Origin of the sequence: Nostoc sp. UCD121, from assembly GCF_014222285.1 — a bacterium.
Classification (GTDB): Bacteria; Cyanobacteriota; Cyanobacteriia; order Cyanobacteriales; family Nostocaceae; genus Nostoc.
In genome coordinates this window covers 1-19635 of sequence record NZ_JACKZS010000072.1, presented here as the reverse complement: position 1 = coordinate 19635, position 19635 = coordinate 1, and the positions used below count along the sequence as shown (strand labels likewise).

General features: G+C 40.3%; 17 protein-coding genes and 1 pseudogene. 5 read left to right on the top strand and 13 right to left on the bottom strand.

Annotated features, from left to right (window positions below; all coding sequences use genetic code 11):
* Nucleotides 1-109 precede the first annotated feature (109 nt).
* Complete coding sequence (locus tag GNF10_RS16835; protein WP_185587555.1) at nucleotides 110-2677, bottom strand: TonB-dependent siderophore receptor; 2568 nt, start codon at nucleotides 2675-2677, stop codon at nucleotides 110-112.
* Nucleotides 2678-2884: 207 nt separating this feature from the next.
* Complete coding sequence (locus GNF10_RS16830) at nucleotides 2885-3904, bottom strand: AraC family transcriptional regulator (RefSeq protein ID WP_185587557.1); 1020 nt, start codon at nucleotides 3902-3904, stop codon at nucleotides 2885-2887.
* A gap of 658 nt (nucleotides 3905-4562) precedes the next feature.
* Between GNF10_RS16830 and GNF10_RS16825 the strand changes: the two genes are divergently transcribed.
* Genes GNF10_RS16825 through GNF10_RS16815 form a run of 3 tightly spaced genes read left to right on the top strand, consistent with a single transcriptional unit; the run spans nucleotide 4563 to nucleotide 7466 of the window.
* Entirely contained in the window at nucleotides 4563-5594 is a 1032-nt protein-coding gene (locus tag GNF10_RS16825; protein WP_185583747.1) for an iron ABC transporter permease, read from the top strand.
* A complete protein-coding gene (locus GNF10_RS16820) occupies nucleotides 5591-6631 on the top strand; it encodes an iron ABC transporter permease (RefSeq protein WP_185583745.1) in 1041 nt (346 codons plus the stop codon). Before GNF10_RS16825 ends, GNF10_RS16820 begins: the two co-directional genes overlap by 4 nt.
* A gap of 31 nt (nucleotides 6632-6662) precedes the next feature.
* Nucleotides 6663-7466, top strand: coding sequence for an ABC transporter ATP-binding protein (locus GNF10_RS16815; protein ID WP_185583743.1), 804 nt, complete (start codon nucleotides 6663-6665; stop codon nucleotides 7464-7466).
* Nucleotides 7467-7563: 97 nt separating this feature from the next.
* Here the strand turns inward: GNF10_RS16815 and GNF10_RS16810 are convergent, their stop codons facing one another.
* The 6 genes from GNF10_RS16810 to GNF10_RS16785 form a co-directional block, all read right to left on the bottom strand.
* The gene (locus GNF10_RS16810; RefSeq protein WP_260445849.1) at nucleotides 7564-7893 is read right to left on the bottom strand and encodes a PEP/pyruvate-binding domain-containing protein; all 330 of its coding nucleotides are present in this window, start codon (nucleotides 7891-7893) and stop codon (nucleotides 7564-7566) included.
* A 130-nt stretch (nucleotides 7894-8023) separates the two neighbouring features.
* Nucleotides 8024-8578: a GNAT family N-acetyltransferase gene (locus GNF10_RS16805; RefSeq protein ID WP_185583741.1), complete on the bottom strand. Its 555-nt coding sequence runs from the start codon at nucleotides 8576-8578 to the stop codon at nucleotides 8024-8026.
* 321 nt (nucleotides 8579-8899) lie between these two features.
* Nucleotides 8900-9436, bottom strand: coding sequence for a hypothetical protein (locus tag GNF10_RS16800; protein ID WP_221643371.1), 537 nt, complete (start codon nucleotides 9434-9436; stop codon nucleotides 8900-8902).
* Nucleotides 9437-9522: 86 nt separating this feature from the next.
* Nucleotides 9523-9738: a hypothetical protein gene (locus GNF10_RS16795; protein WP_185583739.1), complete on the bottom strand. Its 216-nt coding sequence runs from the start codon at nucleotides 9736-9738 to the stop codon at nucleotides 9523-9525.
* A 132-nt stretch (nucleotides 9739-9870) separates the two neighbouring features.
* Complete coding sequence (locus tag GNF10_RS16790) at nucleotides 9871-11634, bottom strand: WD40 repeat domain-containing protein (protein ID WP_185583737.1); 1764 nt, start codon at nucleotides 11632-11634, stop codon at nucleotides 9871-9873.
* A gap of 412 nt (nucleotides 11635-12046) precedes the next feature.
* Nucleotides 12047-12442 (bottom strand): hypothetical protein, encoded by a 396-nt coding sequence (locus tag GNF10_RS16785; RefSeq protein ID WP_185583736.1) that lies wholly within the window; start codon nucleotides 12440-12442, stop codon nucleotides 12047-12049.
* Between the two features lie 40 nt (nucleotides 12443-12482).
* Here GNF10_RS16785 and GNF10_RS16780 point away from each other — a divergent pair, with 40 nt between their 5' ends.
* Entirely contained in the window at nucleotides 12483-12788 is a 306-nt protein-coding gene (locus GNF10_RS16780; RefSeq protein WP_185591983.1) for a hypothetical protein, read from the top strand.
* Here the strand turns inward: GNF10_RS16780 and GNF10_RS16775 are convergent.
* The 3 genes and pseudogenes from GNF10_RS16775 to GNF10_RS39295 all read right to left on the bottom strand — a co-directional run.
* The gene (locus GNF10_RS16775) at nucleotides 12756-13616 is read right to left on the bottom strand and encodes a sulfurtransferase (RefSeq protein WP_185583734.1); all 861 of its coding nucleotides are present in this window, start codon (nucleotides 13614-13616) and stop codon (nucleotides 12756-12758) included. The genes GNF10_RS16780 and GNF10_RS16775 overlap by 33 nt on opposite strands.
* Nucleotides 13617-13846: 230 nt before the next feature.
* Entirely contained in the window at nucleotides 13847-14299 is a 453-nt protein-coding gene (locus GNF10_RS16770) for a hypothetical protein (RefSeq protein ID WP_185586380.1), read from the bottom strand.
* Nucleotides 14300-14423: 124 nt separating this feature from the next.
* Nucleotides 14424-14506 (bottom strand): annotated as a pseudogene (locus GNF10_RS39295) (bidirectional hydrogenase complex protein HoxU); the annotation flags it as partial.
* A 308-nt stretch (nucleotides 14507-14814) separates the two neighbouring features.
* On the opposite strand from GNF10_RS39295, the gene GNF10_RS16765 reads away from it, so the two are divergent.
* Nucleotides 14815-15291 carry a DUF1499 domain-containing protein gene (locus tag GNF10_RS16765; protein ID WP_185586379.1) on the top strand — a complete coding sequence of 159 codons (477 nt, stop codon included), beginning with the start codon at nucleotides 14815-14817 and terminating at the stop codon, nucleotides 15289-15291.
* Between the two features lie 170 nt (nucleotides 15292-15461).
* Here GNF10_RS16765 and GNF10_RS16760 read toward each other — a convergent pair whose 3' ends face one another.
* Both GNF10_RS16760 and GNF10_RS16755 read right to left on the bottom strand, forming a co-directional pair.
* Complete coding sequence (locus GNF10_RS16760) at nucleotides 15462-16796, bottom strand: response regulator (RefSeq protein WP_185586378.1); 1335 nt, start codon at nucleotides 16794-16796, stop codon at nucleotides 15462-15464.
* Entirely contained in the window at nucleotides 16793-19624 is a 2832-nt protein-coding gene (locus GNF10_RS16755; RefSeq protein ID WP_185586377.1) for a CHASE2 domain-containing protein, read from the bottom strand. The genes GNF10_RS16760 and GNF10_RS16755 overlap by 4 nt, the downstream gene beginning before the upstream one ends.
* Nucleotides 19625-19635 lie beyond the last annotated feature (11 nt).

Here is a 19635-nt window from a genome sequence, read left to right as displayed (position 1 = left end):
TTTTGGCGATGAATTTGGGAATGAAACAGCCCTAATATTATTCAAGAGCTGTATGTAATTCTTCTTAACTCGCAATTAAGAATAACTGTCCATGTGAGCAATTTGTAAATTAAAATTGCCAACCCAAGGTAAATTTTACCGTGCGCGGTGCGCCAGGATAAACGCGCAGAACACTTTCACCTGTTTCAAAATATTCATTATCAAACAAGTTCTGCAAATTCAGAGCAGCGCGAAAATTATTTATGCGGTAAAACAAAGCAACATCAGTACGTAAATAGCTAGGCAAACTAAAGCTATTGTCTAAATCCCCCTGTCTTTCTCCTACATAAAAAAGTCCTAAACCAAACCCTAATCCTTGCAGATTTCCCTGTTGAATTTCGTAAGTACTCCATAAGCTAAAAGCGTGTTCTGGTACATTATTAATACGGTTTCCTACTGGAAGATTATTGTCTTCAGTTATTTGTGCATCAGTGTAAGCATAGCCACCAATTATTTTCCATCCTGGTGCAATTTCACCTGTAATATCTAATTCAATACCCCGACTTCTTTGTTCTCCTGTCTGGATAGAAGAATTTCCACTGGGATCTCTGAGATCAGTAGTGAGAACATTTGAGCGTGTGATCTGGTATAAAGCAAGAGTTGAAGAAAGATTATTTGTCCAATCTACTTTCATTCCCACTTCATACTGAGTTCCTCTTTCGGGTTCAAAAAGTCTGTTGTCTAAATTTGTTCCCGTAACCTGTTGAAATGAACGGCTATAGTTAGCATAGAGAGATACTGCTTGACTAGGTTGATAGACAATGCCAATACGAGGACTAAATGCTTCATCCTGCTGGGAAGAAGTTGTTTCGCCTTGATTATTTTCTAGTTCTTGGGTGACAATATCAAATCTTCCGCCTAAAACCAATTTAAAGTTATCTGAGAGGGATATCTGGTCTTGTAAATAAAAGCCTAAACCTTGCGATATTGTAGGTGCATCAGCGAATTCTTCAATCACTGCACCAGCACTCTCCCGCCGATAAATGGGATTAAAAATATCTATAGGGTCAAGCTCTTGTAAGAAGTTTCTGCCTTCTTGATAAGAAATATCTCTCGATAGGTCAATACCAAATAATACTTTGTGATCTATCCTACCTGTTTTGAAATTACCTACAACATTTGTATCTAAACTGTAGGTTTGTTGAGCAAATTTAGCAACATATAAACCTCGTTCCAGAGTACGATTATCCTCTAATAAATTTGAGGGAAACAAAGAATTTTGTGCCGCACTCAAATAGGAAAAATTAAAGTTATTGCGTAACTGCCAATCTTCGTTAAACCGATGGTCAAAATTGTAACCAATTCGCAAAGATTGCCGATTATTTTTATCAATTTCATCAAAAGGCTCACCGATAAAACGATTGATTGGTAATTTACCATTGGGGTTAGGTAAAACTGTACCCACAGCAGGTAAACCCCTGTCATTGGGTTGTTTTTGGTCTGAATATTCAGCCTCTAAGGTTAACTCAGTGTTCTTACCCATTAACCAAGTGAAGCTAGGAGCAATAAAGTAACGCTCTCTTTCAAAGAAATCAATAAATGTGTCTGTCGTGGATACAGATGCGTTTAACCGATAGAGGAAAGTTCTGTCATTATTTAATGGCCCTGTAAAATCTATAGAGCCTCCATAGGTGTCAAAACTGCCAATAGTTCCCTCAAGAGAATAAGAAGGAGTGCTTTGGGGTTTTTTTGTGACGATATTAATCGTACCTCCAGCGCCACCTTGTCCAAACAGAACCGAGGCTGGCCCTCGTAAAACCTCTATCTGTTCAATGTTCTCAGTATTAATGTTAGTTGTGATGCTAGTATCATCTCTTAGTCCGTTGCGGATGATATTACGGTTACTAAAACCACGAATGGTAAATCCTTCAAAAGCAGAACGTTCTGAGTTATCGGCTATAACACCTGGTGCATTTTTTAAAGCTTCGTTCAAACGCCTCACTTGTTGGTCTTTCAGGGCTTGTTGAGGTATTATCTGAATTGCTTGGGGTACATCACGCAGAGGCGTATCTGTTTTAGTTGCAGTGCTGGCTGTAGGTATTCGATAACCATCCTGTTCACCTGTGACAACTAATTCAATAGGTTCATCACTTTGAGTTGTTGGTTGTTCTGGTAGTGTTTCACTTGTCGGTTGCTGTGGTTTCTGTGGCTGCTGTGTTGTTTCAGCTACGGGTGCGAGTGTAAAAATTAAACCTTCATCACTATCAAATAACTCTGCTGTAGGTAAACCCGCCTCACCCGTTACCGTGAGCCGCACAGTATTAGCATCAGCTTGAGTGACACTGACAGAGACAATCCCGCTTAATGGATTAGCAATGTTAAAATCTTTACCTTCAGGTAGTGCTAACACCGCATTAGGGAAATCTGCAATATAATTATTTTCCGCACTTTTAATAGCAGGTCGAAGTGCTTCCGGGTTAGCACTTTCTAAAATAACTTCGATACCCTTGTCTGTATTATTGACTTTTACGCCTGTAACTTGCACAGATGCAACATTACTTTGTTGCACCAATAGTAACTTTGCTGTACTGATAGAATGATGTGATTTAGTTTCCGCAACAGCTGGTTGTACAAGCAATGATACAAATGCCAACACAATCCCGGCTGAGATAATTTCTTTCGATGGTCGAGACTCCATACTCCTCACTCCACAAAGACAAGCTCAATATTGCAAATTATTTGCAACTGTCTGTGGAAAGAGTTTATGTAATTTATGAGGTGTAAGTCTATATAGTAGACGGAGAGTTTTGAACCATAGCGGGAGTGTGTGATTAAGTTTTGACATAGACCTGCAAGTAAGCAGCAACTAACTTATTACAAGCGTGGGGAGTAGGAAATTTTCTTATTACACAGCTTTTCTTCCTAAGCGGCAATCTTGGGGGGTAATACCAAACTTACGTTTGAATGCGGCGGCGAAGTGGCTTTGATTTGCATAACCAACTGTATTGACTACGGTTCTCACGTTCTGCTTTTGTTCCTGTAGTAGCTTTCGCGCTATTTCTAGGCGGTAGTCACGCAAATATCCAAATACTGTAGTGCCAAAGACTTCGCGGAAACCGTACTTGAGTTTGTTATCATTGATACCTACTTTTTTTGCTAAGTCGATTAAAGAGGGTGGATGATCGTAATTTTTGGTGAGAATATCCTTGGCATGATAAATTTTCTCAATATCACTAGCTTTGAGGTTAATTAAGACTTGTTTATCTCCCTCAGCTTCTATCAGTTGAGCAAACTGTAAAGCCAGTAATTCTAGGACTTTACCTTCGAGATACATTCTTTGTATCATCCCTTGATAAGGTACGTTGATAATTTGCTGTAATGCTGTCTGCATGGGCAGCGTTATCTTACCTAATGGAAGGTGAAATCGAGGTGGCGAGTCTTTTTCTAAGAAAGGCTGTAACTGTTTTGGTAGGTGTTCTAGTCCATCGATGAAGGATATCAGGAAGTCTATATCTATACAAATTCTAATTAAATAGATGCGATCGCCTGCAAAATATTGCTCTGTTTCCTCAATATCTGGTAGATAAAACAAGTAGTTATTTCCTACTGTTTCTTGGTAATTTTCCTTTACTCCTGCAATACCAGGGCAAATTACATGATGATTGCCTGATAAATAAAATTTTGCTGTTAGTGCTTCTAAACCATAGTGGTCAATTTTACAACTAACTTGCTGGTAGTAATGATCGTCAAAAATTTCTAGACTTAATCCTGGACGGAATTCAACCACTTGATAAAAAGCATCATATAAGCTGTTACGGAATCTCTGAATTTTGTCAAAACCTTGATTGTTATACGATATCTCTAAATTTTCTAGAGTTTCCTGTTCAATTTGATTGATTTGCTCTTCCGTCAAGATATTGGTCATTTTTTAACGGCAATTTTGGTTGGTAAATTGCAAGATTTTCTTAACTAAGAAAGGTATTAACGCTTAATTTACAACAATCATGACGATATTTACAATAAGGAATTTATATTATTAGTGATGTTGCTTCTCCTGCAAAGATGCTCTTGCTAGCTTGCTTTCCTGAAAAGGTACGTTCCAAAGTCAAAATTAATTATCCCCATAGATGAATTTAGGGACTTGTAATCAGGACTTCGTATTTCTCATGCTGTGCGTCTTGTAGAGTACTATACTTTTTTTGCTTCTCCATAAATTTAGGCGGCTCAATCCTTTGCCTTTTCGGTCAAATCCTCTAAAAACCGAATGAGGATTTTTCACTTTCCTCTGCCTAGAGGGACAGAAAAGCGATAAATGGCAACTTCCCAAGTATTTCGTAATTATTTCTGTTTATTCATGGAATAAAAACATAAGCAGTTGAAAAAGTCTCTTAATAAGTATAAAGTATAATCTTGAAACTTCCTGCTGACATCAGCTTGGAAATCAATATATTTTGAAAATATACCTTGCTTAAATACTCGATAAATGTATAAAAATTGTCAATTAAGATGTTGAAACTGCAAATGTGACAGAAGGCATGACTGGCTTACCTAAATGATTATATTTTTCAATTGACTAAAAAATAATGACAAGAGCAACCACAGCATCACCCAAAAACTGGAACACACCGAAAATATCGTCATTAGTGGGTCTGATTCTGGGCATACTGATTCTGCTAACTTGCTTGGTGTACAGTGTCACATTGGGGGCAGCAGAAATACCGTTAAACAAGATTCTGGAATCCTTTATCACCTTTGACGGTTCTTATGAACATTTAGTGATTCAGACGGTGAGATTACCGCGATCGCTCGTCGCTCTTGTTGTAGGATCATCCTTGGCAGTCGCCGGCGCATTAATGCAAGGTTTGACACGCAATCCTTTAGCAGATCCAGGGATTTTGGGGATTGAGTCTGGGGCTGCATTGGCTGTAGTTGCCACAATTTTTGTGTTTGGCATCTCGTCTATGAGTGTTTTGACTATTGTGGCCTTTGTGGGTGCAGGAGTCACCGCCATGTTAGTCTACTTCCTTGGTTCTCTGGGGCGAGGAGGAGCTACACCATTAAATATCACTGTAGCAGGCGCGGCGATCACGGCACTGATTTCTTCCCTCACTACTGCTATTCTCATCGTCAGTCAACGCACCTTAGAAGAAATTAGATTTTGGTTGGCTGGTTCTCTGGCGGGACGAGATTTCAACATCTTATTGTCAGCATTACCTTTCGTCATGATTGGCTTAGTAGTTGCCTTTGCCCTTGGTAGACAAATTACTACTATGAGTCTGGGTGAAGATGTGGCTAAAGGCTTGGGTCAAGACACAGCTTGGGTCAAAATTGCGACCGCTATAAGCGTTGTTTTACTGGCAGGAAGTTCCGTCTCTCTAGCCGGACCCATCGGCTTTATTGGCTTAGTTGTTCCTCATATCGTGAGATTTTTCATCAAAGCTGATTACCGTTGGATTTTGCCATACTCCGCAGTAGTGGGTGCAACTTTACTCTTAGTTGCAGATGTCGCTGCGCGTATCCTACTCAAACCCCAAGAATTACCCGTGGGAGTAATGACAGCATTGATTGGGGCACCCTTTTTCGTCTACTTGGCTAAATCAAAGGTGAAAAAATGAAGGTTGATTGGCTTGTTATCCGTTCTGAGGGAATATCTTTTCGCATAGACCGACGTGTACCACCAATACTGCTATGTTTGGCAGTAGCGGTTGTGGTAGCGATGGTGATGAATTTAGGGCGGGGTGAATATCCTATTTCGCCCTTAGATATCATCAAAACTGTACTGCGTATAGATACAGGCAACCCAGATCATGCTTTTGTGATTTATAACCTGCGTCTACCCCGTACCCTGGTTGCTTTCATGGTGGGAATGGCACTGGCCGTTTCTGGGACTATCTTTCAAGGCATCACACGCAATCCATTAGCTGATCCCGGCATTATTGGCATCAATGCGGGAGCAAGTCTAGCAGCCGTTACAGTAATTGTATTATTTCCCTCAGCACCCATTTACACTTTGCCTGTATCAGCCTTTGTCGGTGCTTTATTGATGGCTGGTTTAATTTACTCCTTGGCTTGGAATAATGGTAGTTCCCCCGTTCTATTCATTTTAATGGGCGTGGGTTTGTCTGCGATCGCCAGTGCTTTCACCAGCCTATTAATTACCTTTGGCGATATATATAGCGTCAGTGATGCTTTGGTGTGGTTAGCTGGTAGTGTCTACGGACGCACCTGGGAACAAGTTTTTTCCTTTTTACCTTGGTTAATCGTTTTTATCCCGATGGCGTTGACACTAGCCAGACATTTAAACGCTTTAAATTTGGGAGATGATGTTGCCAAAGGCTTAGGTAGTCGGGTGGAATGGCAACGTGGTTTGCTGGTGCTAGTAGGTGTAGCCTTAGCCGGTGCAGGAGTCGCCACAGCCGGAATGATTGGTTTTGTAGGATTAATTGCACCCCATTTAGGCAGACAGTTAGTAGGTACAAATCATGAAGGATTGATCCCTACCTCTGCGTTGTTGGGAGGAATGCTTGTTGTTGTGGCAGATTTTTTAGGAAGAACCCTCTTTGCACCTATCGAAATTCCTTGTGGGGTGGTGACTGCTGCTGTTGGTGCGCCTTATTTTCTTTATTTGTTAATTCGTAATCGCAAGAAATAGTTAACAGTCAACAATCTAAATGGTATCAACTATGAAAGGATTATCAACCAAAGGTCTGTCTTTAGCTTATGATGGTGCGCCAATTATTCGGGATTTAAATTTATCAATTCCTACCGGACAAATTAGTGCTTTAGTAGGTGCAAACGGTTGCGGTAAATCAACTTTATTACGAGGTCTAGCTAGATTACTTAAACCATATCACGGTACAGTTTATCTTGATGGGCAATCTATTTTTAATCTTTCTACTAAGGACGTAGCGAAGCAATTAGGGATCTTACCGCAAGGGCCAGTTGCACCAGAAGGATTAACAGTCAGAGACTTGGTAGCACAAGGACGTTATCCTTATCAAAATTGGTTGCAGCAGTGGTCAGAAAAAGATGAAAAAATTGTCCAACAGGCACTCTTAATTACAAACTTATTAGAGTTGGACGACAGAGGATTAGATACTTTGTCTGGTGGACAACGACAACGTGCTTGGATTGCAATGGCATTAGCACAAGATACAGATATTTTACTGTTAGATGAACCGACTACTTTTTTAGATTTGGCGCATCAGATAGAAGTTTTAGATTTGTTATATGAATTGAACCAGCATGAGGGAAGAACTATTGTCATGGTGTTGCATGATTTAAATCAGGCTTGTCGTTATGCAGATTATTTGGTTGCGGTGAAAGATGGTCGTATTTTCACTGTTGGAGAACCGAAGCAGGTAATGACTGAGGAAATGGTGCAAGAAGTTTTTGGCTTAGAGTGTCGTATTGTTCCTGACCCGGTTATAGGAACACCGATGTGTGTACCAATAGGGCGCAAGGGAAGAGTCAATATTCATTCGTAATTAATAATTTAAAGGGATAGTGAAAAAGCCTATAATTTCTCTTCTAACAGGTGAAGCCAAATCAGGTGTGATATCAATAAACAACCTTCCACAAGCTTTATACATGGGTCGAGCAGCTGTTAACTGGATATAAAGACAATCCCAATGGTTTGAGGGGGTCAGTCATCATTTGTTGATGACCGACAGATACATAGATATGATTTTCCCGATCATTCGCTTCAGGGATCGGATATAAAGTAGTGATTGGCCGACTCTGGACAATATAAAATCTATCATCAAGCAAACACCATTCGATGTCTTGGGGGCGGCCGAAATGTTCTTCGATCTTTTTGCCTATACGCTCAAGCTGTAAAATCTGCTCATCCGTAAGCGCTTGCCTGTTTGTTCTGTCTCTGTTGCTCAATCTCCTGTTCTTTCGTACCGCCATCTTTTAAGGCGTAAATAACCTTCTCCTAAGAAAACAGAATGGTTTATTTCATCCATAGTAGGCGATCGCTCATGAACAGCTTCTGTCACTTTCCGGAAAAAGAAAATAGTAAATCGGCTTAGGAACTATGTTATCTAGCCATGCGGCGCTCCCACATCTCTCTTGTGATCCGCCAATGTACTTCATTCCAACCACGAGCGGACATCCACGATGAGCCTGGACGAATGGCCACCACCTCTGCCCCGAACCATTCTGCTAACCGATTGCTTCGTGCATTTGCGCTCACAGTAGAACCAGATATTACCTCCAGTCCTATTTCCCTGAACCCAAAGTCGAGCAGGGCACGCCCAACCTCGATCGCATAGGCATAGCGACCCCAGTAGGTTGGTGCTAATTCAATGCCCAGTTCCATCTCGCCCGCCTCACACTCCATTCCCCGCAGTCCGCAGCAGCCGATCAGCGTGTTAGGTTCCTGTCGCTGCACGATCGCAAGTTGGTAATTGAGTCGGGGGCGATCAGCAGCCCACCTCTGAAATGTCTCAAACAAATGGGTTGCATGTTCGGGGCTAGCTTCATCTGGTTCATAAAATCTCAGGTTGCGCGGATCAGCTTGATAGTCCAGGAATGGCGAGCGATCTAACTCAACGAAATCACGTAGCAGAAATCTTCTGGTGACAATCTCCATATCAGCAAGCCTAATAGACTTGTCCGAAATATTAACTTAGGAAAAGAAAAATGGTAAAACGTTTAAGTAAGTTGATTTCAATAATTAGGGAGTATAATTTATGCCTCTAAACTATCTCAAACCCTTATGATTAGGTTTTCACGAAGATATCAAAGCTTTGAACAGTCTGGCTTTGGAGTTTTCGGACAAGTCTAATTCGGCAGATTTGGATTGTCCTAATGTTCCTTACCGCAGATTTAAGGTTAATCCGCCAAATCTGCACGGGTTTGATAGAGATAGGGATGGCATAGGTTGTGAACTATGATCATGCCAAAACACAAATCAAGATTGTGAAATTGACTCCGAACCTTTAAAGATTGTTGGAATGGCCATTACCATCAACATTACTAAGTTAGCAACCCAGAATAACACAACAACGCCAAAACCCACCAATGTCAAATAAGAAAATGTTAATTGTGTGAATCCATCTAGCAGTTGCCACAACCGAAAAGCTGTGTAGAAAAAGCCAATGGGTACAACAATACTTGGCACTAGGGAGCGACTAAAAACACGTTCAGATATAAGTTGTACCGCGACTATCAACAGGTAACTTCCCCAAAATACCCCTGAAGATGGTTGTTTCCAAGCCAGGGCTAACAAGCACATAGGTAACAAAACTCCAGCAACCAAGGCTAATTTGACCCACCATCGCAGAAATTGCCATTGCTGCTGGTTAAACTCAATTTCTGCCGTAAAGGGTAAACGTCGAGCTTTCACACCAAAACCATAGCCAAGAGCTAGCAGGGTTATAATCAGAATAAAGAGCGTAAGAATCAATCCATTATTAACTGTCATCTGCTCGAAAATACCAATTCTCATACTCTTAGTTTAATCTGGCTTTAACATCCTCGCTCCACCTTGGCTGCCAACAAGAATATTTTGCCTTCTACTTTGGTTGTAGCTATCTAGTTGGTATATAAAGCAGGTAAGCTGAGGAAAGCACCTAGCAGCAGTAAAAAATTAGGCTTAGGAATTAGCCAGTCCATCAAAATCAAGTCATATTCAACCGATATTGCTAGGTCTAGCCCAGTTTGTCCATTGCTTGCTACGTCGATAGTATAACGATTTGCACTTAACAACTCTGCCAATGCCGCACTGAGTAATACATCATCCTCTACCAACTAAATTTTCATAAGTTGCATCCAAAGAAGATGCTTATGACACCTTCGCGATCGCAGCGCACACCATTTTCATAGTCAAGTCATTATGTAATTTTAATATTGCGATCGCAATCAGCCCCTAATTTGAAATTCTTAACTCCGTTGCCAAATTTTAATTGTCTTATCCAAACTCCCGCTAACCAACATTTCGCCAGAAGCTGTGAAGGCTAATGCTGTGACTATATTTCCATGACCTGTAAACGTACCCAGTAATTCCCCGGTTTGTAGATGCCATAATTTGATAGTTTTATCAGCACTACCACTGGCGATAATTTGTCCATCAGGACTTAAGGCGATCGCATATACTCTATCTCTATGTCCTTTAAGTGTATGAAGTAATTCTCCAGTTTCCAATTGCCAAATTTTTATTGTTTGATCCCAGCTACCACTCACGAGCAGTTTAGCATCTGCACTGATTGCTAACGAACGAACGATATGAGAATGACCCATTAAAGTATGCAGAGGTTGTGCATCCTTTAAACTTTTGATCCCCGTCTGGGGTGAAGTTCGCCAGACTTTGATTTTACGGTAGCTACCTGTAACTATAGTTTCCCCGTCTCGGCTCAAAACCAGAGAATGAGCAGCTGTATCATCTAAAGAAAGTGCGATCGTAACCTGACGATGCATCAAATCCCAAAACAGAATTTTTCTGTCATCTCCACCTGTAGCTAGCATTCTGCCATCTGGAGTAAAGGCAGCACACCGCACTACGCCATTATGTTTATGCAAAATATCTATCAAGTCTAAAGCACCCACGTGCCAAAGTTTAATTGTGGAATCAGCACCGCAACTCACTAAAGTTTGTCCATCTGAACTAAAAGCCAGGGAATTCACTTCATCCACTAGCCCAGGTATCACCCAAGGATATTCTGATAATGTATCTATTAATTCACCCTTGCTTAAATCCCAGAGTTTCGTTTCTCCACGACTACCACTTGCCAATATGGGTAAGGCTTTACCATTTTTACACGCAAAACTGAAAGCTAGGCAATTAATACCTCTATTGTGACCTTGTAAAGTTTGCCAGCATTCCCAGTCACCAACTATACTCTTAAGACAATGCTCTGGTGGTAGAGTCTGTATTGTATCTGCGATCGCTTTCTCATTAATTACTGGCGACGTGTCTTTTTTGCCAACAAGTGATTCTAAATACCAACTCAGACCACCAGCATACAACAATTTACTCGGACTTATATACAGTTTTGGTTCAGTAAGTTCAATTTGATTTGCAGGTAAAAATCCTGTAATTATACTCTGTCTTTCGTATCCTAACTGACCTGTTGATGGATAAAACAAACAGAGAAAAATTAATACTTGGTGATTTTTTAAATCTTCTTGAGTAACCGACCATTTAATTTTGTCTTTCTTAATACCATTAAAACTTTCTCCATCAGCAACATAAACTTGAACACTTAGCTGAGGATTATCTTTTAGTACATAAGAAAATTTGCTTTCGCCACACAAATTTCCCTCATCATCTAAAATTATATTTTGCAAAGTATCTTGTGATACCTTTTTTACCAACTTCCCTAAACGTTCAGCTATCACCAGGTCAACGATTTTTTCCCGCAAAAGATAATCTTCCGCTTGGCGCTGGAAGTATTTGGGAAAAGGTATCGTCCAGTCGGGAGGCTCAGGATATTCAGGTGGTGTAGGCGGCGGATTTTTGGCAAGAACTTCTGCTTGTTGGCGAGAAAGTTCTTGGAGTCTGGCCAATGGTTCGCCCCAAAAAGCCATCATTTCAGTGTGACAACCCTTAACTTGACTTTCCAATAAAGATAAGTCATAAGTTTTAGGTTTCTTCACACGTTGAAGGAAGTCAGTTTGTTGAGCTTTAAGTAAGCTAATCCAATCCATCTGCATTCCTGCGGCAAACTATTGCATACCTACGGTAAGCTATACCAATGCAATTACTCAAGTTTATAACCTTAGTTAATTAAAAATTCAGTAATGTTAGCAGTCTAATAAAACACAGCCATTGGCAGATGTTTCCGGGAAAAATAGAGATGGATAGCACTTAGACATTTCATGAACTGATGCAGTTGAAGTATATAGAATTAAATGATGTCAGTCAATTCTAACGAAGATGGACAACAAGATACTGTTTCTAAGGAAACACTTCTAGCTGCGAAGGAAAGTTTAATGTGAAAAGCATTTTAAAGGTTGCGGCAACGTTAAGTCAACAAATACCCCTACTAAAAAGACTTAGTAACGATTATTTTCGGGTATATCATCTGAAATTGGCGTAAATGCTGAATATTAGCTAATTTTAACCTTTGCGTTTTGGTTGTCTGGGTATAGTACTTACATCAGACGAGTCACCAAAAGTATCCCTTGCCTCAATCTGTTTAATTTTCATTTGCAAGTTCAAGTCATCACTGCTAACAATTGTTTCTAAATTCGCTAATCTCCGCTCTAACAGCTCTATTTGCTGCTGCTGCAAATAGTTAGTTTTTGATTTTTGCTCATCAGAACGCCAAACAGCAACTGTACCAACTGCTGCACCACCAATAGCAACTAAAGGAAGAATAGCACCACTTCTAGTAACGGCTGAGAGTGGGATGCAAACTCCGAGAATGGCGACTGTAATTACCCAAATTCTTGTGGTGGCAGATAATCTGACATCTTGGTATTGTTCTACATTTGGTTGAGATTTTTTAGCCATAAGTCTATCCAAAGAAAAGTTATTTGCTAGATTGGCACAATTGCCCACCAAAATACTTCCTACAATTGGGTTAAGTATAATTGCTCTACTAGCGATCGCAGTTCATATTTTTTTCCAACCAGGCAATACTCCTTGGGTTTTGGGAATAGAAAAAACCTTTAACCCAAATCCAGTAACCTTTTCCCAAAACAGATTCCGAGTTATAAAGCAATACAGTTCAGATAAGACCAAAACACTTGTAGAGACGGCGATTTATCGCGTCTCGAAAACCCAAGGTCAAATATGTTACAACAAGAAACCAAGTTTGCGATGCCTATACGCTGATAACTCTGCTATCAATGGGTAGAGAAAAATCACGAGACCATTCATTCCAAGAGCCAAAATAATTTCTAGCAGAAATTCCTACTTGTTCAAGGGCTATTAATGTATTAGCAGCCCTTGAACCTTTAAAGCAGTAAATATACACAACTGACTCCGAAGTAATACCTAATGATTGACAAATTTCTCGGATTTCATCTGGCGATCGGAACATGGGGATTTCCGATTCGGAATTCATCAGATGATGCCATTCTAACCATACAGCATTAGGGATTCTACCTTTGCGAGGGCAAAAGTCAGGATTATAGGGAGAAGAACTCAGTCCAAGCCATTCGTTGCGATCGCGCACATCTAATTTAATAATTGCTGGATTATCAATTGCTTGCAACATCTCGGCGGTAGTCACCATCATGTCAGTGTTAGGATGCAATCTAAATATGCTGCTTTCACATAATGGTACTTCATCGGTAGTAGGTAATCCCTCTGTCAGCCATGCTTTATATCCTCCGTGTAAGATAGATACCTCAGCGCAACCCAAATACTTCAGTAAAAAAGCTGCTCGACAAGATTGACCATAACCTTTATTTAAAGTATCCTCATAGACAATTAACCGTTCCGCACCCGATATTCCCAGCTTGCTCATAATTTCTGCAAAATACTCTTGTAATTCCTTTAATCCTGCTGGGTAGGAACTCTCTAAAAGATAGGTGAAAAAATCTCTAATATTTATGGAGTGAGGAATATGAGAAATAGCATAATCTTCGGGACTTCGTGTATCGATAATGACAGCCCGTGCTGACTTTTCTGCTAATATAGACGTGAGTTCTTGAGGAGAAATGAGGGCTTTTGTATTCACGATTTCATGCTTCTGTTATCCTACCATTAGGCATTATCGCGCTCGGTAGATTTGCATTTTGGAATGTAAATTACAGAAGAATGAATGTTGAATGTTAAAAGATAACTTTTATCGCTGTGTTGTTTTAAAACTGATTAAATCAAGTTAAAAAATATGGATATTGAATATTTTTTCAAACCTTATTCAAAATAAAATTTATAATAAAGCTGAGAATACGGGTTTAATAAAATCTACAAATGTGAACTTTCTAATTGTATTTGTGATTTATTAGACCTATTACGCATTTGCATCCATTTAAAAGCAGTGATATTTAATAATAAACCCACAAAAAATAACAACACCATCAAGGCTATCTGATACCAGAGAACTGGCTGGACAAATAAATCTAAAATCACGTGTAGTAAGTTCATGATGCTGTAAAAGACAGTTAAGCCAAAATGAATGATTCGATAACGCTTTGAATCGGTAAAAATAGTAAGAATAATTGCCAGCATTGGTAGCACAAAAAAGCCTAACATCAACCACATAATTCCAGAAATATCGTTGATATTTGTAGCTTTTTGAGATTCAATAACAGATAAACCGTGAAAAAGCGGCATTAAACCCAGTTGTGTATGAAACAATGTTCCTAGTAGAAATACTGTCCAAAGAACAATGATTCTTTCCCGATAATTAATTGCCATAACCATAATTGATTCTAAAATTATTGTGTTATTGTCTGACTTTCAATTTATATAAAGAATTTGAGTAACTTGTGAAGTTAAGCAAACTTGATAAATTCGCTTCCTTCTTGTGGTTCAAGGCTTACAATTCGCAGTTAGCATTAGCGACGCAGACCGAGCAAACAGCATTTCTATAATTGTGCGGCGGTATTTTTGCAGGCGATCGCTTTGCTATGCTACATATCTTCACATCAAGGGTCAAAAGTCAAGCTTTTTGGATTTTTGACTTTGGGCTATTTTGGCGAAAAAATGATACTTGCATAAGTCCTTAGAATTAGTTTTTAACTTCTGGAATGCGGTGTGCTTTCAGTTAAATATAAAGAGTTTGAGGAACTTGTGAAGTCCATTGGTCATTTATTGTTTGTCATTGGTGAGTGTTTCAGGTATATTTATGTTTCTTAACAAGGAGTAAATAGATCATGTTCCGTCTGCTAAAAACATACCCCTTTCCTACGGAACGCTCCGTGAACGGGGAAATGAGGTACGTGCAGCGACTTCTCTGGAGTATTATCTTTGTAATATTCTTCAGTCTGACTAGCAGCTTCATGTTTCCTGCTGCTACTTGGGCTGCCACTTCTGGCTTGGGAGTTGATAATATCCATCTTGCTCCCTGTCCGCCTTCTCCGAACTGTGCTGTCAGTCAAGATGCTGATTCAAAACATAGCATTGACCCGATCGTCTATCATGTAGACCTCAAGACAGCACGAGCAACTTTACTCAAAGTTCTTAGTGTGGTTCCACGTACAGAGGTTATCCAACAGACAGATAATTACATCCATGCTCTTTCTAAGAGTCGGATATTCCAATTTGTGGATGATGTCGAGTTTTATTTCCCTGCTAATGAGTCAGTAATTCATCTGCGTTCCGCATCACGTCTTGGAGACTCGGATTTTGGTGTAAACCGTAGACGCTTGGAGCAAATTCGTCTAGCACTACGCGATTTAAAAATTTAATTTGTGTTTTCTAGTAAGGACTTTAGTACTTGAAAGCCAAGAACTAAAGTTCTTATTATCAGCTATTAAGTATCTACTCGTCTATCATATTAAAATTTTTTTAGTCTTTGCCTTTTCGCCAATGTTCTTGAGTCTTAAAGTCAAGTCAAGATGATACTCGGAACACTAGCCTAAATCGCAGAAATTTTCTTTCGGTCTACTGAAGTTGCTAGAGTAATAATAAATTTCGTTCCCTGACCAGAGGTTGACGAGCAGTTGATTTGTCCATTATGTTTATCGATAATAATTTGGTAGCTAATAGCTAATCCTAGCCCAGTTCCTTTTCCCACAGGCTTAGTTGTAAAAGATGGCTCAAAAACCCTCGCTTGCACTTCAGGAGGCATACCAAGAGCGTTATCTTCGATGTAAATTGTCACAGTTTGTTGCTCATGCTGGATTGATGTAGTGATCGTGATGGTGTGAGGGGTAGCAGCAGCTATCTCCTCAACTGAGCGGTTTTGATAGAGGTCATCAAATGCATCAATAGCATTGGCGATAATATTCATAAATACTTGATTCAGTTGTCCGGGATAGCAAGTGATTGGAGGTAACTCACCATATTGTTTGACAACCTCAATTACAGAGCGTTCTCCTTGGTCTTTGAGTCGATGTTTTAATAGCATTAAGGTACTATCAATTCCTTCGTGAATCTGAAACTCCACCATAGATGAGATATCAGATCGAGCAAAGGTTCTTAAAGAAAGGCTGATATCCTTGAGACGACCAATTCCCTGCTCCATTGATCCCAAAATTTTTGGTAAATCTTCAACTAGATACTCTAAGTCAATTTCTTCAACAAGTTCTTCAATTTCTGGGTCTGGATGTGGTAGCTTTTGCTGTTGGAGATTCACCAAACGTAGGAGATCCTTGACATATTCTTCAATATGAGAGCAATTTCCACTAATAAAACCAATCGGATTATTAATCTCATGACCTATCCCTGCAATAAGTTGTCCAAGGGTAGACATTTTCTCACTCTGGATTAGTTGTAGTTGGGTGTTTTGTAACTGTTGGAGAGATTGGGTTAATTCTGCGGTGCGTTCTTGCACTCTTTGTTCGAGGGTACGGGTAAGATAGGAAATTTTCAAATGTAATTTTAATCGAGCAATAACTTCTTCTTGCTGGAAGGGTTTGGTAATATAATCAACTGCACCAATTTCTAATCCTTTCACTTTGTCTGTGGCATCAGCCAAGGCGGTCATAAAAATGATCGGAATATTCTGAGTGATGGAATTGGCTTTCAACCTGCGGCAAGTTTCAAATCCATCAATACCCGGCATCATAACATCTAGGAGAATAAGATCGGGAGCAGCATATTCTGTTTGTTCGATGGCGGATTCTCCATCGGTTGCCATGAGTGTTTTCCAACCACATCCCTGAATTGCTTCTGATAGCACTTTAAGATTGTTGGGATTGTCATCTACCAAAAGGATATGCATTGGTTTTAAGAGGGATTCGATCATCATTGACGTGACTCAGTGGTTACAAAAGATTTAAGGAATTTACGGATTTTTCCGGTTTGGAAGTTGGCAGTAAATTTGCTCAACTCATGTACGAAAGGAGTTAGCTGACTATCTTGCTTAGTTAACTCTTTTATGATTTCCTCAATTGCTGGAATATCTCCCATCATTGCCAGATGATAAAGTTGTTGCAAAACATCTGGTGATGGCAGAACCAATTCAGCATCAGCTTTCTGCTCAGACTGGTAAAATGACTTTTGAGGTGTGGATTGATCGTAAATCCACTCCACTTTTAGCAGCGATTTCAGCGCATTAAATAGTTCATCAATTTGCAGAGGTTTCGGCAAGAATGCTGTGGCCCCTGCCTGAAAACTTCGTTGCCGATTTTCCTCGAAGACACTGGCACTAGAGACAATAATTGGAATAAAACGAGTTTGTGGATTTTCTTGTAAATGAACCATTAGCTCAAAGCCATCCATGTTAGGCATAGCTAAATCAAGGAGAATCACATCTGGGTGATGTTCAGTTACCATCTGTAGTGCATATTTGCCATCACTTGCTTCCAAGGTTCGACAGCCAATTTCTTGGAGCAAACTGATCAACATAGAACAATGGTTAGTATCATCATCGACAATGAGAATTTGAGGTGCAGTACCCCGAATCCCGGTGATTTTTTGATGGGTTAGAGCTGCTGCTACACTCGTCGTAGATATCGCTTCTATTTGCCAGTCATGGGAAACTGGTACTGGTACGATTAAATCTAGCCAAAAGAGACTACCTTCACCCAGATGACTCTGTACTTGAATTTGGCTGCCCATCAATGCCGCAATTCTTTGACTGATTGCTAATCCCAAACCAGTACCTTCAGATTTCCGCCCTGCTTCACCTACTTGCTCAAAAGCCAAAAAGATTTTCTCTAATTGGTCTGGTGACATCCCAATACCTGTATCTTCAATCTGGAAGCGAATCTTCTGATGTGTCATTTGTCCATTGTCATTTGTCATTTGTTTCAACTCTTGATCAATGACCAATGACGAATGACTGATGACATCTACTTTGAAGGTGACGCTACCGGTGTCTGTGAATTTGATAGCATTACCTAGTAAGTTGATCAAAACTTGCCTTAGTCGCTTTTCATCCACTTCAATGACAACTGGTAGGCGATCGCTGATTAAAATATTAAATGAAATGCCTTTCTGTTTTGCTCGGATACTGCAAATCTCGGTGACACCATGTAAAAAAGTGTGCAGATGTACATTAGTCGTAACCAATTCTAATTTACGAGCTTCAATTTTTGAAAGGTCGAGAATATCATTGATTAGCATCAGCAGGTGTGTCCCACATTGGTAGATTATGCTGACACCTTCTAGATTTTTCTCTGTCATGTTTGGCGAAACTTCTAGCACCTGAGCAAAACCAAGGATGCCATTAAGCGGTGTGCGTAGTTCGTGGCTCATATTTGCCAAAAACTCGCTCTTTGCTTCGTTAGCAGCATCAGCAGCTTGCTTGGCTTCAAGTAGTTCATGAGTTCGCTCTTCAACTTTGAACTCCAGAGTTTTGGAATAATCTAATAGTTGAGCATTGGCAATTTCTAGTTGCTGATTTGCTTCTTCTAACCGCCTCTGTTTATAGGCATTTGTTGTTGCAATTACACTGCTGATGAATGCGGCTAAAGTAGGTGTGACTGGAATCAGAATGCCATGTAAAAACATCCCATAGCCACCCCCCACAAACAAGCCACAGATGCCTATAGTTGCCCAGAGAATTTTGCCACCAGGAATCCGCAACCTGTTACTGGATAAGAACCAACTACCACTAGAGCCGATCGCAGACCATAAAATAATCCAGAGCGACACAGCCCCGCCAGAAAAGCCGTACAGGTTTGTCTTACCTGTTTTTGCCCCTTGCACTAGTTGATGGGCAATATTGGCATGGACAACAACCCCAGGCATCGTTTTTTGGGCAGAGATCCAGGAGGAACTGAAGGGTGTGTTGAAGAAGTCATTGGTACTAGCGGCGGCTGATCCAATAAACACCATACGATCGCGCATTAGGTTGGCTGGAACTCTCCCTGCTAAGACATCGCGCATGGCAACTGTCCGAAATGCCGCATCTGTTCCATGCCAATTGAGCAGAATTTGATAGCCGCCTAAATCAGCATCGGAGTAGCCTGCTTCTTGATTGTCTAGTGGTAGGTAAATTGCTTTACCCAACTGAAACTTTTGCTGCTTGGGGTCAATGCTTTCTAAGGTAATTTTGTCAGCTTCTAGGTACTTGAGCGCTACAAGAGTTGCTAGCCCAGCTTTGAGCGTGTTTTGCTCTTTGGCATCAACTGCCGTCAGGAGGGCGCGACGGACAAAGCGATCGCCATCCAACACTAAATCTGCTAACCCTACTTGATTAAGTTTTTTCAACTCCGGTGATGGATTGACGCGCTCTCCGGTGATTTTCTCAACACCAATCAAATTAGGAGTGCTACGAAAGATTTTTACAAGTTCTTCATGTCCGCTTCCCTCTGGTAAATCTCGATAGAGATCCAGTCCGATGGCCCTGGGTTGCTGCGCCCGAATTTTTTCTAGTAATTTTGCTAATGCCCAATCTGGAATTGGCCATTTACGCACCGATTGAATATCGCGTTCATCGATTGTGACAACCACAATTTCATCCGCGATCGCAGGAGATGATCTCTGACGAACCCATTCATCACGAATTTTCCATTCAGGCAAATTGAAAAATCCCAACGATTGCCCGACAATGACAGTCAGGGCAACAGTGGGAGTAATAATCAGAACACTACGAGTATGTTGGATAAAGTTTTGGAATCTACGCCACATGGTGACTGGGG